At 73.5% G+C, this 16,349-nt stretch carries 14 protein-coding genes; 11 read left to right on the forward strand and 3 right to left on the reverse strand.

Annotated features, from left to right (window positions below; all coding sequences use genetic code 11):
* Positions 1-6: 6 nt before the first annotated feature.
* Together ACFYY6_RS20325 and ACFYY6_RS20330 are read right to left on the reverse strand one after the other, a co-directional pair.
* The gene (locus tag ACFYY6_RS20325) at positions 7-825 is read right to left on the reverse strand and encodes a DUF3097 domain-containing protein (protein ID WP_351519862.1); all 819 of its coding nucleotides are present in this window, start codon (positions 823-825) and stop codon (positions 7-9) included.
* A gap of 82 nt (positions 826-907) precedes the next feature.
* Entirely contained in the window at positions 908-1,681 is a 774-nt protein-coding gene (locus ACFYY6_RS20330; RefSeq protein ID WP_351519863.1) for an MBL fold metallo-hydrolase, read from the reverse strand.
* A gap of 202 nt (positions 1,682-1,883) precedes the next feature.
* Between ACFYY6_RS20330 and hrcA the strand changes: the two genes are divergently transcribed.
* From hrcA to ACFYY6_RS20380, 10 genes are all read left to right on the forward strand, one after another.
* Positions 1,884-2,900: a heat-inducible transcriptional repressor HrcA gene (hrcA, locus tag ACFYY6_RS20335; RefSeq protein WP_351519864.1), complete on the forward strand. Its 1,017-nt coding sequence runs from the start codon at positions 1,884-1,886 to the stop codon at positions 2,898-2,900.
* Positions 2,901-4,040, forward strand: coding sequence for a molecular chaperone DnaJ (gene dnaJ, locus ACFYY6_RS20340; RefSeq protein WP_351519866.1), 1,140 nt, complete (start codon positions 2,901-2,903; stop codon positions 4,038-4,040).
* Positions 4,041-4,176: 136 nt separating this feature from the next.
* A complete protein-coding gene (locus ACFYY6_RS20345) occupies positions 4,177-5,253 on the forward strand; it encodes a nitronate monooxygenase (RefSeq protein WP_351519867.1) in 1,077 nt (358 codons plus the stop codon).
* The gene (locus ACFYY6_RS20350; protein WP_389194474.1) at positions 5,250-5,996 is read left to right on the forward strand and encodes a 16S rRNA (uracil(1498)-N(3))-methyltransferase; all 747 of its coding nucleotides are present in this window, start codon (positions 5,250-5,252) and stop codon (positions 5,994-5,996) included. Before ACFYY6_RS20345 ends, ACFYY6_RS20350 begins: the two co-directional genes overlap by 4 nt.
* Before the next feature lie 83 nt (positions 5,997-6,079).
* A complete protein-coding gene (locus ACFYY6_RS20355) occupies positions 6,080-6,619 on the forward strand; it encodes a hypothetical protein (RefSeq protein ID WP_351519871.1) in 540 nt (179 codons plus the stop codon).
* Positions 6,620-6,712: 93 nt separating this feature from the next.
* Entirely contained in the window at positions 6,713-6,991 is a 279-nt protein-coding gene (locus ACFYY6_RS20360; RefSeq protein ID WP_351519872.1) for a hypothetical protein, read from the forward strand.
* A gap of 84 nt (positions 6,992-7,075) precedes the next feature.
* Positions 7,076-10,432, forward strand: coding sequence for a S41 family peptidase (locus tag ACFYY6_RS20365; RefSeq protein ID WP_389194477.1), 3,357 nt, complete (start codon positions 7,076-7,078; stop codon positions 10,430-10,432).
* 358 nt (positions 10,433-10,790) lie between these two features.
* Complete coding sequence (locus ACFYY6_RS20370; protein ID WP_073787482.1) at positions 10,791-11,150, forward strand: histidine triad nucleotide-binding protein; 360 nt, start codon at positions 10,791-10,793, stop codon at positions 11,148-11,150.
* A 43-nt stretch (positions 11,151-11,193) separates the two neighbouring features.
* A complete protein-coding gene (locus ACFYY6_RS20375; RefSeq protein WP_351522029.1) occupies positions 11,194-12,117 on the forward strand; it encodes a ribonuclease Z in 924 nt (307 codons plus the stop codon).
* 128 nt (positions 12,118-12,245) lie between these two features.
* Positions 12,246-13,256, forward strand: a complete 1,011-nt coding sequence (locus tag ACFYY6_RS20380; protein WP_389194480.1) for an adenosine deaminase — start codon at positions 12,246-12,248, stop codon at positions 13,254-13,256.
* Positions 13,257-13,397: 141 nt separating this feature from the next.
* Here the strand turns inward: ACFYY6_RS20380 and ACFYY6_RS20385 are convergent, their stop codons facing one another.
* The gene (locus ACFYY6_RS20385) at positions 13,398-14,744 is read right to left on the reverse strand and encodes an MFS transporter (RefSeq protein WP_351629794.1); all 1,347 of its coding nucleotides are present in this window, start codon (positions 14,742-14,744) and stop codon (positions 13,398-13,400) included.
* A 364-nt stretch (positions 14,745-15,108) separates the two neighbouring features.
* On the opposite strand from ACFYY6_RS20385, the gene ACFYY6_RS20390 reads away from it, so the two are divergent.
* Positions 15,109-16,311 (forward strand): PfkB family carbohydrate kinase, encoded by a 1,203-nt coding sequence (locus ACFYY6_RS20390; RefSeq protein ID WP_351629837.1) that lies wholly within the window; start codon positions 15,109-15,111, stop codon positions 16,309-16,311.
* The last annotated feature ends 38 nt before the right edge of the window (positions 16,312-16,349 follow it).

Raw genomic sequence — 16,349 nt, forward strand, 5'->3', positions numbered from 1 at the left:
ACGCATTCATTCGGGCGCCGTCACAAAATCGATCAGGTGTTCAACCGAACCCAGGAGTGTCGGCTCCAGGTCCCGGTACGAGCGCACCGAGGACAGGATGCGCTGCCAGGCGGCGCCGGTGTTCTCCTCCCAGCCCAGCGCCCGGCACACGCCCGTCTTCCAGTCCTGGCCGCGCGGTACCACCGGCCAGTCGGCGATGCCCACGGACGACGGCTTCACGGCCTCCCACACGTCGATGTAGGGATGGCCGACCACCAGCACGTTCGCGTCCGACACCTGCTCCGCGATCCGGGACTCCTTGGAGCCCGGGACCAGGTGGTCCACCAGGACGCCGAGCCGGGCGTCCGGGCCGGGGGAGAACTCGCGCACGACGGCCGGAAGGTCGTCGACGCCCTCCAGGTACTCGACGACCACGCCCTCGATCCGCAGGTCGTCGCCCCAGACCCGTTCGACCAGTTCCGCGTCGTGCCGGCCCTCCACATAGATCCGCCCCGCCCGCGCGACCCGGGCGCGCGCTCCCGGAACCGCGATCGAGCCCGAGGCCGTACGCGCGGGGCGCGCCGGTGAAGCCGCCGACGGCCGCACCAGCGTGACCACCTTGCCCTCCAGCAGGAAGCCGCGCGGTTCCATCGGGAACACCCGGTGCTTGCCGAAACGGTCCTCCAGGGTCACCGTCGGCCCCTGGGCCGTCTTCTCGCAGCGGATCACCGCACCGCAGAACCCGGTGGAGACCTCCTCCACGACCAGATCGGCTTCGGCGGGGACCTCGGGAACGGGGGCGGACCTCTTCCACGGCGGGGTCAGGTCCGGCTGGTAGCTGCGCATCGGACGACGATAGGACGGGAACGGCCCACGACACGCCGAGGGGGCCCGCCTCGCGCGCCGCGAGCCCGCCCTCCCGCCGCCTTCAGGGGCCCGTGCGTCCCCCGTGCAGCGCCGCCAGCCGGTCGCGCTGGCCCCTGACGAACGCGGCGTCCACCACCGCCCCGTGCCCCGGGACGTACACCGCGTCCTCGCCCCCCAGTGCCAGCAGCCGGTCCAGCGCGGCCGGCCAGCGGGCCAAGGCCGCGTCCGGGCCCGCCTGAGGTTCACCGGACTCCTCGACCAGATCGCCGCAGAACACCACGGCGGGGGAGCCCGGCACGACCGCCACCAGATCGTGGCCGCTGTGCGCGGGGCCCAGATTCGCCAGCAATACGCGCCGGCCGCCGCCCAGATCGACCGTCCGCTCGTCGCGCACCTCGTGATCCGGCGCCACCAGCGCGGCGACGGCCCTGGCCGCCTCGTGCTCGGGCACCCCGTGGCGTACCGCGTCGGAGCGCAGATCCGCCGCCCCGCTTCCGCTCCTCAGCAGGTCCGCCGTGCCGGCCGCCCCGTACACCCGGACGTCCCCGGAGCCCGGGGCGTCCCCGGCCGCCCGGACGCCCGGGAACGCCGCGGTGCCCAGAACGTGATCGAAATGGGGGTGGGTGAGTGCGATATGCGTCACCTCACGGCCGAGCAGGGCCCGCGCCCCGTCCCGGATCCCGGCCCCCTCGCGGAGCGTGGACCCGGTATCGACGAGCAGCACGCCCTCCGCCCCGGCCACCAGTGCGGTCGTCGCGTCCCAGCCGGGCAGGCGGCGCCGTCCCGTACCGTGACCGATCCGCTCCCAGCCGAACTCTTCCCAAGAGGTGTCCATACCGGGACGCTATCGGCAGCGGACCGGTACGGTCTCGCGATCACGTGGCCGGTCGCCCTTGCTAGGTCCCCAGTCGGCCGCCGTACACTGACCGGGGGATGGCTGGCACTCGCGCCGACAGAGTGCCAGGCGGATCCCTGGGGAAAGAAATCGGGTACGGCCCGGGAACCACCGCTGAACCAGATACCTGGAGGTGCGCGCGATGCTCAGCGAACGCAGACTCGAAGTGCTGCGCGCCATCGTTCAGGACTACGTGGGCACCGAGGAGCCGGTCGGTTCCAAGGCGCTCACCGAGCGGCACAAGCTGGGGGTCTCCCCGGCCACCGTCCGCAACGACATGGCGGTGCTGGAGGACGAGGGCTTCATCGCCCAGCCCCACACCAGTGCCGGGCGTATCCCGACGGACAAGGGTTACCGGCTCTTCGTCGACAGGCTCGCGGGCGTCAAGCCCCTCTCGTCGCCGGAGCGCCGTGCCATCCACAATTTCCTCGACGGCGCGGTCGACCTCGACGACGTCGTGAGCCGCACCGTCCGGCTGCTCGCGCAGCTGACCCGGCAGGTCGCCATCGTGCAGTACCCCTCGCTGACCCGGTCGACGGTGCGGCACGTGGAACTGCTGTCGCTGGCCCCCGCCCGGCTGATGCTCGTGCTGATCACGGACACCGGCCGGGTCGAACAGCGCATGATCGACTGCCCCGCCCCGATGGGTGAGACCTCGCTGGCCGATCTGCGGGCCCGTCTCAACAGCCGGGTCGTCGGGCGCCGATTCCCGGACGTCCCGCAGCTGGTGCAGGACCTGCCGGAATCCTTCGAGAGCGAGGACCGGGGGACCGTGTCCACCGTGCTCTCCACCCTGCTCGAAACCCTGGTCGAGGACACGGAGGAGCGCCTGATGATCGGCGGCACCTCCAACCTCACCCGCTTCGGACACGACTTCCCCGTGATGATCCGGCCGGTGCTGGAGGCATTGGAGGAGCAGGTCGTGCTGCTGAAGCTGCTCGGTGAGGCCAAGGACTCGGGCATGACCGTACGCATCGGGCACGAGAACGCCCACGAGGGACTGAACTCCACGTCCGTCGTCACAGTCGGCTACGGTTCGGGCGGCGAGGCAGTCGCCAAACTCGGCGTGGTCGGACCGACCCGCATGGACTACCCCGGAACGATGGGAGCGGTACGCGCAGTGGCACGTTACGTCGGACAGATCCTGGCGGAGTCGTAAGTGGCCACGGACTACTACGCCGTACTCGGCGTGCGCCGCGACGCCTCCCAGGACGAGATCAAGAAGGCATTCCGGAGGCTCGCCCGCGAGCTGCACCCGGACGTGAATCCCGATCCGAAGACCCAGGAGCGGTTCAAGGAGATCAACGCCGCCTACGAGGTGCTGTCGGACCCGCAGAAGAAGCAGGTCTACGACCTCGGCGGCGACCCGCTGTCCGCCTCCGGCGGCGGTGGCGGCGCGGGCGGCTTCGGACAGGGCGGCTTCGGCAACTTCTCCGACATCATGGACGCGTTCTTCGGTACGTCGTCGCAGCGCGGGCCCCGCTCGCGCACCCGGCGCGGCCAGGACGCGATGATCCGGCTGGAGATCGACCTCGCCGAGGCGGCGTTCGGCACCACCAAGGACATCCAGGTCGACACGGCCGTCGTGTGCACCACGTGCAGCGGCGAGGGCGCCGCTCCCGGCACCTCCGCCCAGACCTGTGACATGTGCCGCGGGCGCGGCGAGGTCTCCCAGGTCACCCGGTCCTTCCTGGGCCAGGTCATGACCTCGCGGCCCTGTCCGCAGTGCCAGGGCTTCGGCACGGTCGTGCCGACCCCGTGCCCGGAGTGCGCCGGGGACGGCCGCGTCCGGTCGCGCCGCACGCTCACCGTGAAGATCCCGGCGGGTGTCGACAACGGCACCCGCATCCAGCTCGCGGGCGAGGGCGAGGTCGGCCCCGGCGGCGGCCCGGCCGGCGACCTGTACGTGGAGATCCACGAACTGTCGCACCCGGTGTTCCAGCGCCGCGGCGACGATCTGCACTGCACCGTCACGATCCCCATGACGGCGGGCGCGCTCGGCACGAAGGTGCCGCTGGAGACGCTCGACGGCCTGGAGGAGGTCGACATCAGGCCCGGCACGCAGTCCGGCCAGTCGGTCCCGCTGCACGGACGCGGCATCACCCATCTGAGGGGCGGCGGACGCGGCGACCTGGTCGTGCACGTCGAGGTGATGACCCCGACGAAGCTCGACCCGGAGCAGGAACGACTGCTGCGCGAACTGGCGAAGATGCGGGGCGAGGAACGGCCCACCGGCCAGTTCCAGCCCGGTCAGCAGGGGCTGTTCTCCCGGCTGAAGGACGCCTTCAACGGCCGCTGACGGGCCCCGCCCGGGTCGTCGAGCGGCCCGGCGCGGGTTTCCGCGGACCTCGTGCGCCGTTCTCCGTCCGACGGGGAACGGCGCACGGTCGCGTCCCGCGCACGCCGGGGCGCGCCGGACGTGACACGATGCGGTCATGTCATCCGTGTTGACCGATCTCTGCCGGTATCCGATCGTGCAGGCCCCCATGGCGGGCGGTACGTCCCGTCCGGAGCTCGCCGCAGCCGTCTCGGAAGCGGGTGGGCTGGGCTTCCTCGCCGCCGGGTACAAGACGGCCGACGGCATGTACAACGAGATCAAGCGGCTGCGCACGCTCACCGGCCGGCCCTTCGGCGTCAATCTCTTCATGCCGCAGCCCGACCTCGCCGACCCGAGCGCCGTCGACGTGTACCGGCATCAGCTCGCGGGCGAGGGTGCCTGGTACGAGACCCCGCTCGGCGACCCGGACGCCGGCGGGGGCGACGACGGCTACGAGGCCAAGCTCGCCGTCCTCCTGGACGATCCCGTCCCGGCCGTCTCGTTCACCTTCGGCTGCCCGACCCGCGACACCCTCGACGCGCTCGCGAACGTCGGCACGTACACCGTCGTGACGGTGACCACGCCCGAGGAGGCCCAGGCGGCCCAGTGGGCGGGCGCCGACGCGGTCTGCGCGCAGGGCGTGGAGGCGGGCGGCCACCAGTCCACCCACCGCGACGACCCGCTGAACGACGGCACCGGCATCGGCCTGCTCTCCCTGGTCGCGCAGGTCCGCGAGACCGTGGAGCTGCCGATCGTCGCCGCGGGCGGACTGATGCGCGGCTCCCAGATCGCCGCGGTGCTCGCCGCGGGCGCCCAGGCGGCGCAGCTCGGCACGGCGTTCCTCGTCTGCCCCGAGTCCGGCGCGAACCCGCTGCACAAGCAGGCGCTGACCAATCCGCTGTTCGCGGGGACCGCCCTGACCCGGGCGTTCTCCGGCCGTCCCGCCCGTGGGCTGGTCAACCGCTTCATGCGAGAGCACGGTCCGTACGCCCCCGCCGCCTACCCCCAGATCCACTACCTGACCGTCGGACTGCGCAAGGCGGCGGCCACGTCCGGGGACGCCCAGGGCATGGCCCTGTGGGCGGGGCAGGGACACCGGATGGCACGCGAGGTGCCCGCCGGCCGGCTGCTCGGCCTCCTCGTCGAGGAACTGGACGCCGCGCGGGCGGCGCTGAACGCGGGGGGCACGCGATGACCGCACCCGTCTTCGTCGTCGACGAGGTCCCCGACGGGCCGGAGTTCGTGCTGGAAGGACCCGAAGGGCGGCACGCCGTCTCGGTGAAGCGGCTGCGTCCCGGCGAGGACGTCGTGCTGACGGACGGCGCGGGCCGCTGGACGGAGGGCGTCGTCAGGGCCGCCGAGGGCAAGGACCGGCTCGTGGTCATGGATCTGACGGGGATTCACGAGGAGCCGCCGCCCGCCCCCCGGATCACCGTCGTCCAGGCGCTGCCCAAGGGCGACCGGGGCGAGGTCGCCGTGGAGACGATGACGGAGACCGGCGTCGACGCGATCGTGCCCTGGCAGGCATCGCGCTGCATCACCCAGTGGAAGGGCGAACGCGGCCTCAAGTCCCTCGCGAAATGGCGCAACACCGCCCGCGAGGCGGGCAAGCAGTCGCGCCGGGTGCGATTCCCCGAGGTGGCGGACACGCTGACGACCAATCAGGTCGCCGCGCTCCTGGGCACGGCGGACTTCGCCGCCGTCCTGCACGAGGACCGTGACCACGACAGCGAACCGCTGGCCACCGTCCAACTCCCCAGCCAGGGCGAGATCGTGCTCGTCGTCGGTCCCGAAGGGGGCGTGTCCCCGGACGAACTGGCGGTCTTCGCCGAGGCCGGCGCCCGCACCTGCCGTCTCGGCGCGAGCGTGCTGCGCACCTCCACGGCCGGAACGGCGGCGACGGCCCTGCTGATGGGGCGCACCGGCCGCTGGTCGTGAGCGCCCTCCCGCGCGCCGGTGCCACCCCGAAGGGGCCGCGAGCCGTCTACCGTCTCGCGATCGAACGGTGGGAAGCTGCCCGTATGGGGACAACAAGGGCATGGTGTCGTAGCGGAATCCGTCGATTTCTGGCCGCGTCCGCGCTCACGGGCGCGGCGGTCGCGGGGCTCGTCGCCTGTGATCCGGCGGGCGGTCTGAACTCCGCTTCCATCGCCGTGACCACCGACCGGACCGGCACCAGCGCCCTGCAGCGCAACGGGGTCGACGTGCGCTGGCTGAGCTGTTCGGCCGGTGTCGACCGCCTGGACGGGGGCGGGACGGTGAACGGTTCGCCGGCCGCCTCCCTGCCCCGGACCGGGCACGTCGAGTGCACCGGCAGGACCGGGAGCGGACAGGACATCTCGCTCAGCGGCAAGGTGACCCAGGCCCTCGACGGGCGGTGCGTGCGGGGCGACCTGACCGCGCGGGCCGACGGCAGGGACGTGTTCCGGACGGACGTGCTCGGCGACTGCGACGCCAGACCCACGTTCGGTGCGGTGTACCCGCCCGGGAACAGCGGCCAGGGCGGCGCCCGGCCCGCGGTGACCGTGACGGTCACGGTGACCGGTGCACCCTGGGGCTGAAGCCTGTTGCGGAACGGGGCCGGCGCTGGTTCCCCGCGTGGTCCGACGCACCGAGGGCCTGCTCCGGTCCGGCTTCCTGTCGACCGACCGTGCATGACGATCCTGCGCACGAGGTGCTGCGCGATCCTGCGGGCCGTGCGGCAACAGGCGTCAGGCCCTGTCGTCGAACTGCCGCCCGCCGTGCGGCGCCTGTCGGGCACACTCGCGGTGCTGTCGGAGTCGTCCTCCTGGGGCCGGTACGAGGACGATCCACGCCTCGCGCTCAACGGAGTCTCCCCTGTTCGAGCGGAGCCGGGAACCCGGGGAAGCACCGGACGCCGCACGGCCCGGCCCCCGGCCGGACGACGGCGGTTCGACGACAGGGCCCGGTGACCGGGGCGGTGGGCCGCCGCGGGGCCCGACGCACTCCGGCCAACCCGGTACCGCCGGGCACGCCCGCGGCCTAGGGTGATCGGTGTGACGCAGTCTGCCTACCTCCGATACCCCCATGTCCAGGGCGATGTGATCGCCTTCACCGCCGAGGACGACGTCTGGCTGGCACCGCTGGACGGCGGCCGGGCCTGGCGCGTCAGCGCCGACAATCGGCCCGTCACCCACCCGCGGATATCCCCCGACGGGACACGGGTCGCCTGGACGTCCACCCGGGACGGAGCACCCGAGGTGCACGTCGCACCCGTCGACGGCGGCCCGTCCCGGCGGCTCACCCACTGGGGCGACGCCACCACCTCCGTACGCGGCTGGACGCCGGAGGGCGACGTACTGGCCATCAGCGCGTACGACCAGGCGTCGTTGAGACGCAGTTGGGCCAGGGCCGTCCCGGTCGACGGCGGGCCCGCGCGGACCCTGCCGTACGGGCCGGTCGGCTCCGTCGCGCACGGCCCCGGCGGACGGGTCCTGCTGCTCTCGGCCACCATGGGGCGCGAGGCCGCCGCGTGGAAGCGCTACCGGGGCGGCACCGCGGGCAAGTTGTGGATAGAACGCGAGGAGCGACCGGAATCCGCCGACGGGGCCGCGGAGTTCATACGCGTCCACGAGGACCTCGACGGCAACATCGAAGCCCCGATGTGGGTGGGCGGTGGGGTCTCCCCTGCTCGAGCGGAGTCGAGAGCTTGGAGTGGGGTCTCCCCTGCTCGAGCGGAGTCGGGAGCTTGGAGTGGGGTCTCCCCTGCTCGAGCGGAGTCGAGAGCTTGGGGACGTATCGCGTTCCTCTCCGACCACGAGGGCGTCGGCGCGGTCTACTCCTCCCTCCCCGACGGTTCCGACCTGCGCCGCCACACCGGCATCGAGGGCTTCTACGCCCGGCACGCGACCACCGACGGCACCCGCGTCTGCTACGCCTCCGCCGGTGAACTGTGGCTGCTCGACGACCTCGACGGGGCCGAGCCCCGCCGCCTCGACATCCGGCTCGGCGGCCAGCGCGCCGACCTCCAGCCGCACCCCCTGCACGCGGGCGGCCACCTGGAGAGCGCGTCCCCGGACCGCACCGGCCGCGGCAGCGCGGTCGCCACGCGCGGCGCCGTCCACTGGGTCACCCACCGCGACGGCCCGGTCCGCGCGCTCGCCGTCGAACCCGGCGTACGTGCCAGGCTGCCCCACACCTTCCAGGCCGACGGCGACCAGCACGTCGTCTGGGTCACCGACGCCGAGGGCGACGACGCCCTGGAGTGCGCCCCCGCCACCGGCATCGCGCCGGGCGCCGTGCCGCGCCGCCTCGCCGCGGGGCGCCTGGGCCGGGTGCTCGGCCTCGCCGCGGCGCCGGACGGCAGCAGGTTCGCCGTCGCCTCCCACGACGGGCGGGTGCTGCTCGTCGAGCGGGAGAGCGGCGAGGTCCACGAGGTGGACCGCAGCGAACACGGCGACGTCTCCGGTCTGGTCTTCTCGCCCGACTCCGCCTGGCTCGCCTGGTCGCACCCCGGGCCCGACCCGCTCCGCCAGCTCAAGCTGGCGCACCTCGCCGACCTGTCAGTGGCCGAGGCGACCCCGCTGCGCTTCCGGGACTTCGCCCCCGCTTTCACCACCGACGGCAAGCACCTCGCGTTCCTCTCCGAGCGGTCCTTCGACCCGATCTACGACACCCACGTCTTCGACCTGGCGTTCATCGGCGCCTGCCGCCCGCACCTGCTGACGCTCGCCGCCACCACGCCCTCCCCGTTCGGGCCGCAGCGCCACGGCCGCCCGACCGAGAAGGAGAAGGGCGGCGGGGACGGCGAGGACAACCCGACCGCGCTGCCCGTCACCCGCATCGACCTCGAAGGGCTCGCCGACCGGATCGTGCCGGTGCCCGTCGAGGCCGCCAGGTACTCCGCGCTGCGCGCCGCGAAGGACGGGCTGCTGTGGCTGTGCCACCCGGTGACCGGGGTGCTCGGCACCAGCGGCGCCACCCCCGACTCCCGCGAGCCCGAGACCGTCCTGGAGCGGTACGACCTGGAGAAGCTGCGCTGCGAGGAACTCGCCTCCGACGTCGGCGCCTTCGCGGTCAGCGGCGACGGCAGGCGCCTGGTCCTGCACACCCGGGGCAAGCTGCGCGTCGTACCCTCCGACAGCCGGGTCCCGGCCGGGGACGACGACCACGACGGCGACACGAGCGTCACCGTCGACCTCACCAGGATCCGCCGCACCCTCGACCCGGCCGCCGAATGGCGCCAGATGTACGACGAGGCCGGGCGCGTCATGCGGGACAACTTCTGGCGCCCCGACATGGGCGGCGTCGACTGGGACGCGGTCCTGGACCGCTACCGCCCGGTGCTGGACCGCGTCGCCACCCATGACGATCTGATCGACCTGCTGTGGGAGGTGCAGGGCGAACTCGGTACCTCGCACGCCTATGTGCGGCCCCCGGCCTGGTGGCGCGACGAGAACGCCCGCCAGGGACTGCTCGGCGCGGACATCTCCCGTACGGACGAGGGCGCCTGGCGCATCGACCGCATCCTGCCGTCCGAGACCTCCGACCCCGAAGCCCGCTCGCCGCTCGCGGCACCGGGGGTGGCGGCGCGCGTCGGGGACACGATCCTGGCCGTCGACGGACATCCCGTCGACCCGGTCGCCGGACCCGGGCCGCTGCTCACCGGCTCGGCCGGAAAGCCGGTCGAACTGACCGTCTCGCCCGTGGACGGCGGCGACCCGCGCCATGTCGTCGTCGTTCCCGTCGCCGACGAGGAGGCGCTGCGCTACCACGCCTGGGTCGCCGACCGCCGGGCGTATGTCCACGAGCGGTCCGGCGGACGCCTGGGCTACCTCCACGTCCCCGACATGGTCGGCTCCGGCTGGGCGCAGCTCCACCGCGACCTGCGCGTCGAGGTGGCCCGCGAGGGCCTGGTCGTGGACGTCCGGGAGAACCGCGGCGGCCACACCTCGCAGCTGGTCGTGGAGAAGCTCGGCCGGCGCATCGTCGGCTGGGACGTGCCGCGCGGCATGCGGCCCACCAGCTACCCGCAGGACGCGCCGCGCGGCCCGGTGGTCGCCGTCGCCGACGAGTTCTCCGGATCGGACGGCGACATCGTGAACGCCGCGATCAAGGCACTGGGCATCGGTCCGGTGGTGGGCACCCGTACCTGGGGCGGTGTGGTCGGCATCGACAGCCGCTACTCCCTCGTCGACGGGACATTGGTCACCCAGCCCAAGTACGCGTTCTGGTTCGAGACCCACGGCTGGGGCGTGGAGAACCACGGGGTCGACCCCGACGTCGAGGTCGTGATGGCCCCGCAGGACCACGCGGCGGGGCGCGACCCGCAGCTGGACGAGGCGATCAGGATCGCGCTGGCGTCGCTGGCCGAGACCCCGGCCAAGCGCGCGCCGCAGCGGCCGGGGGCGTAGGGCGCGTTGCGAAAGTGGCGTCGTCCGCCCGAAGGGCGGGGCCCGCGGCGTCCGGCGCGGTGCGTCGCGAGGCGGAGGGTCGTCCTCGTACGGGGTGTACGTGGACGGTCCCGACGACGCGGCGAGGCGCCGTGCCAGGCGTCGCGGGCCGGACGGGACTTTCGAAACGCGCCCCAGCGCCTCCCCGGGCGGTCCGGACCGCAGCTCCGGCCCGGACCGCCTGGTCGCGCCGACCCGTTCCGGGCGGCGACCTCCCGTGCGCCCACCCGGGCTCGCGGGCGGTGGCGGCCGCCCGGATACCATGCCGTACAACGATCACCACCCCACAGCGACCAGCACCGACCGAGGAGCCGAGCCCATGGCGGGAGAACCGCAGCCCGACTGCCTGTTCTGCAAGATCGTTTCGGGTGACGTCCCGGCGACCATCGTCCGGGAGACCGAGACCACCGTGGCCTTCCGGGACATAAACCCGCAGGCCCCCACCCACGTCCTCGTCATCCCGCGTCTCCACCACCCGGACGCCGCGTCGCTCGCCGCCGCCGCGCCGGAGGTCGCCGCCGACATACTCCGCGAGGCGGGGAACGTCGCCGCGGACGAGAAGCTCGTGGAGACCGGGTACCGGGTCGTCTTCAACACCGGCTCCGGCGCCGGACAGACCGTGTTCCACGCGCATGCCCACATCCTGGGCGGCCGCGGCATGCAGTGGCCTCCCGGCTGACGCTCCCGGCACCGGGAAACACGGGAACGAGCGAGAACACACCATGTCCGTACGCGAATTCGTGGTCCTCGGCACCGCCAGCCAGGTCCCGACCCGACACCGCAACCACAACGGCTATCTGTTGCGCTGGGACGGCGAGGGCATCCTCTTCGACCCCGGTGAGGGCACCCAGCGCCAGATGCTGCGCGCCGGTGTCGCCGCGCACGACATCGACCGGATCTGCGTGACGCACTTCCACGGCGACCACTCGCTCGGCCTGGCCGGGGTGATCCAGCGGATCAACCTCGACCAGGTGCCGCACCCGGTCACCGCGCACTACCCGGAGAGCGGCCGGCGCTTCTTCGAACGGCTGCGGTACGCCACCGCCTACCGCGAGTCCGTCGAACTGACCGAGGCGCCGGTCGCCACCGACGGCGTGCTCGCCGTCACGGACGCGTACACGCTCAGCGCCCACCGCCTCTCGCACCCCGTCGAGTCGTACGGCTACCGGCTCGTCGAACCCGACGGGCGCCGCATGCTGCCCGACCGGCTCGCCGCGCACGGCATCGAGGGACCCGACATCGGACGGATCCAGCGCGAGGGCGCCCTCGGCGGCGTCACGCTCGACGACGTCTCCGAGCACCGGCCCGGCCAGCGGTTCGCGTTCATCATGGACACCCGGCTCTGCGACGGCGTCCACGTCCTCGCCGAGGGGTGCGACCTGCTGGTCATCGAGTCGACCTTCCTCGACGAGGACGAGCGGCTCGCCGCCGACCACGGGCATCTGACCGCCGGACAGGCCGCCCGGATCGCCCGGGACGCGGGCGTGCGGCACCTCGTGCTGACCCACTTCTCCCAGCGGTACGACGACCCGGCCGTCTTCGAGGCCCAGGCCCGCGCCGCGGGGTTCGAGGGCGGGCTGACCATCGCCCGCGACCTCGACCGGATCCCCGTGCCCACCCGGCACCACCCGTCGGCCGCTTCGTGACCCGGCGGACCCGGGCGACCGGGGGCGCTCCCTGATCCGCGCCCCGTCGCCCCAGGTCGATAGCCTGGTGGTGACCCGGCACCGCCTGCCGTGAACCGGCAGCCGCGGCCCCACGAGCACCAGCCCCTGTGAGCGAGAATCCCGTGCACCGTCTCCCCAAGGCCGAACTCCACCTCCACATCGAGGGGACCCTCGAACCCGAGCTGGCCTTCGCGCTCGCCGAGCGCAACGGCGTGCGGCTGCCCTACGCGGACACCGAGGAGCTCCGCACCGCCTACCGCTTCGAGGACCTGCAGAGCTTCCTCGACCTGTACTACGCGCTGATGGCGGTGCTCCGGACCGAGCGGGACTTCGAGGAACTTGCCGACGCCTATCTCGCCCGCGCCGCCGCCCAGGGCGTCCGGCACGCGGAGATCTTCTTCGACCCGCAGGCGCACACCGCCCGCGGTGTTCCGATCGGCACCGTCGTCGAGGGGCTCGGCCGGGCGCTGGAGCGCAGCGAGCAGAGGCACGGCATCTCCACCCAGCTGATCATGTGCTTCCTGCGCGACCAGTCCGCCGAGTCGGCCATGGAGACCCTGGAGTCCGCGAAGCCGTATCTGCACCGGATCAGCGCCGTCGGCCTCGACTCGGCGGAGGTCGGGCACCCGCCCGTCAAGTTCCGCGAGGTGTACGAGGCGGCCGGGGCGCTCGGGCTGCGCAAGGTCGCCCACGCGGGCGAGGAGGGCCCCGCCGCGTACATCCGGGAGAGCCTGGACGTCCTCGGCGTCGAGCGCATCGACCACGGACTGCGCTGCATGGAGGACCCGGAGCTGGTGGAGCGGCTGGTCGCGGAGCGGGTTCCGCTCACCCTCTGCCCGCTGTCCAACGTGCGGCTGCGCGCCATCGACACCCTGGAGCGGCACCCGCTGCGGGAGATGATGGCCGCCGGGCTGCTCTGCACGGTGAACTCGGACGACCCGGCCTACTTCGGCGGCTATGTCGCCGACACCTTACACGCCGTCCACGAGGCCCTCGGCCTGGACCGCGAGCAGCTGCGCACCCTGGCCCGCAACTCCTTCGAGGCCGCCTTCCTCGACCACGACGAGGAGCGCAGGGCCCGCTACCTGGCCGAGGTCGAGGCGTACACGTTCGACTGAGAGCCTGTCGGATGACCGTTGATCAGAAATCCGGTACGGCACGGTGCGTGCGATGCCAAGGCGACGGGACGCGCTCGTGGCAGAGCCGACAGGGCATTTCGGCAGCGCCGGAGGCGTGCGCGCCAGGGCGTGGCGGCCCGGTCAGGGATTGCCCGACAGACTCTGAGCGGCCCCGGCCGACGGGCCGGCCGTCCGGAACGCGTCCCGGTCCGGACGGCCGCCGCGCAGCGCGGGCGGGCTGATCTCCGCGACGGCCTGTTCCGGCGCGCCCAGTTCGGGCACCGGGCCGGGCACCGCGCCGCTGCTGGCGGCGAGCAGCGCGGCCGGGGCACCGCCCCTGCGGCGCACCGCGCCCGGCAGCAGCGGCCGGCCGCCGGTGTGCAGGGCGACGGCCGTGAAGGGGACGGCGACCAGGAGCGTGAGGGAGCCGAGCAGCAGGCCCATGACCGGATACCCGGCCTGCTCGGACAGCACGCTGCCGAGCACCGGCCCGCAGGCCACGCCGACGGACGAGGCGGAGCCCGCGAGGACCGCCCACCGGCCGCGCACGTCCAGGGACGCGGCCAGACCGATCAGGTACGACAGGACCACCGGGTAGACGGTGTTCCACAGGATCTCGCCGGTCGCGAACGAGCCGAGGTCCCCGGCCGACGAGCTGAGCACGATGCTCGCCGCGATGACCACCGTGCCCAGGCCGACCGGCACCGCCCGGCCGAGCCGGCCCCCCAGCACCCCGGCGCCCGTCACCCCGAGCAGGCCAGCACCGAGCGCGGCGGCGAACACCGCCCCGACGGTGACCTCGGAGAGCCCGACCTGCACCGTGCCGATCCGGCCGCTGACGCCCCACAGCGCGTTCTGCGCCATGGACCAGACGAGCATGCCGCCCGCCAGCACCAGCCCGGAGCGGCGGTGCGGCAGCCGACGGGCGACCGGGGCGGTGGTCCCGCCCCGCGTGGCTCCGCCGAGCCGGGCGGTGGCGGGCCAGACGAGCAGTGCGACCAGGGCGATCGACGCGAACGGCAGCCGGTGGCCGCCGCCGAGGTGCGGGATCGTCAGATAGAGGGCGCCGGCCGTCGCGGAGACGCTCAACAGACCGAGCGACGAGGTCCGGTGCGGGTCCTGCCGTGCGGCGATGCCCGCCGCGGCCACCGCGGTCGCCGTACCGGAACCGAGTCCGCCGACCATCGCACCGGCGACCACCAGCGGCACGGAGCCCGCCAGCGCCGCGCAGCCGTATCCCGCCGCGGCGAGCACCAGCCCGGTCCGGGCGGCCCTGCGCGGGCCGAGCGACTCGACCCGGCCCGCCAGGGTGAATCCGGCGACCGCCGAACTCAGCAGCAGGGCGCTGCCCACCAGACCGGCTCGGGCCGGGCCCAGGCCCAGATGGACGGAGAGCCGCCCGACGACGGTGGGGAGCAGGTAGGCGGCGAGGTAGCCGGCGGTGAAGACGGCGACCAGGGGCCACGCGGCGCGCGGGCGCGGGGACATGGGCGTTCCTGAGGACACGAGGGCATGCCGAGGACGGCAGGGAGACAGGGGGGATGGTGGTGCGGGGGAGATAAGGGGCACGCGTCGGCAAGAGTCGCCAACCGGGCTCGCGGCCCAATTTGTATCAACTGGGTCCGGCTCCCAGGAAGTCGCCTAGATGTGATCCGAGTCACAAATTGGTTTGCGTTTCGGTTGGCCGGGTAGGCGCCGATATTTTCGCAGGTCGGGGCCCTGGTGGTGGTGCGGTCTCCGGGGGAGAAGTGGCGCGGACCCCTCCGCTTGATGGCCGGGATCGGGCAGACTGGCCAGATCTGCCACGACCGGGGAGTGCAAGGTGAGCGCGGACAATCCGGATATCGCCCCGCTGGACGAGGCCGCCCCGCGCGGCGGGACCGCCCCGTCGGACGGGATCGACCCGCTGGACGGGCTGCGTGCCCCGCAGGACCCCGACTGCGACGTCTTCCTCACCGGCACGGTCTTCCTCGACATCATCTTCACCGGCCTGGACAGCGCCCCGGTGCGCGGCACCGAGTCCTGGGCGCGCGGCATGGGCTCCAGCCCCGGCGGGGTCGCCAATATGGCCACCGCGCTGGCCCGGCTGGGCCTGCACACCTCCCTGGCCGCGGCGTTCGGCGACGACCACTACGGGGAGTACTGCTGGGACGCCCTGGAGCACGGCGAGGGCATCGACCTGTCCATGTCGCACACCGTTCCCGGCTGGCACTCGCCGGTGACCGTGTCTATGGCGTACGAGGGCGAGCGCACGATGGTCTCGCACGGCCACGAGGCCCCGCCCCCCGCGTTCGTCCCGGGCGCTTCCCGGGCCGGGGGGCCGGCGGGCGCTCCCGGCCCCGCCGGAGCCGTCGCCGCCGTGCCGCCCGACACGGGAACCACGTTCCCGTGCTGCCCGCCCCGGGCCCGTGCCGCCATCGCCTCGCTCACCCCCGGACGCGGCGAGCCGTGGGTCGCCGCCGCGGCCCGCAACGGGGCCAGGATCTTCGCCGACATCGGCTGGGACGAGACCGGCCGCTGGGACCTGGACGCCCTCGTCGACCTGGAGCACTGCCAGGCGTTCCTGCCCAACGCCGAGGAGGCCATGCGCTACACCCGCACCGACTGCCCCCGCGCTGCCGCCCACGCCCTGGCCGAGCGGGTGCCGCTCGCCGTGGTCACCCTCGGCGCGGAGGGCGCGTACGCGGTGGACGCGGCGACCGGGGCGAGCGCCGAGGTGCCCGCCATCGAGGTCGAGGCCCTGGACCCGACCGGCGCCGGTGACGTCTTCGTCGCCGGATTCGTCACCGGCACCCTGGCGGACTGGCCGCTGGCCGACCGGCTGGCCTTCGCCGGACTGACCGCCGCGCTCTCGGTGCAGGAGTTCGGCGGGTCGCTGTCGGCCCCGGACTGGGACGAGATCGCCGCCTGGTGGCAGCGGGTGCGCACCTTCCGCGACCAGGACCCGGCGGCGCTGCGGCGGTACGCGTTCCTGGAGGACCTGCTGCCCGCCACCGCCCGGCCGTGGCCGCTGCGCCGGGCCGTGCCGACGATCGGCTTCCGCCACCCGGCGTGATCGGCGGCACACGTGTTCGTGGCGGGTACGAAAAAGCT

Source organism: Streptomyces sp. NPDC001750, from assembly GCF_042892615.1.
GTDB lineage: Bacteria > Actinomycetota > Actinomycetes > Streptomycetales > Streptomycetaceae > Streptomyces.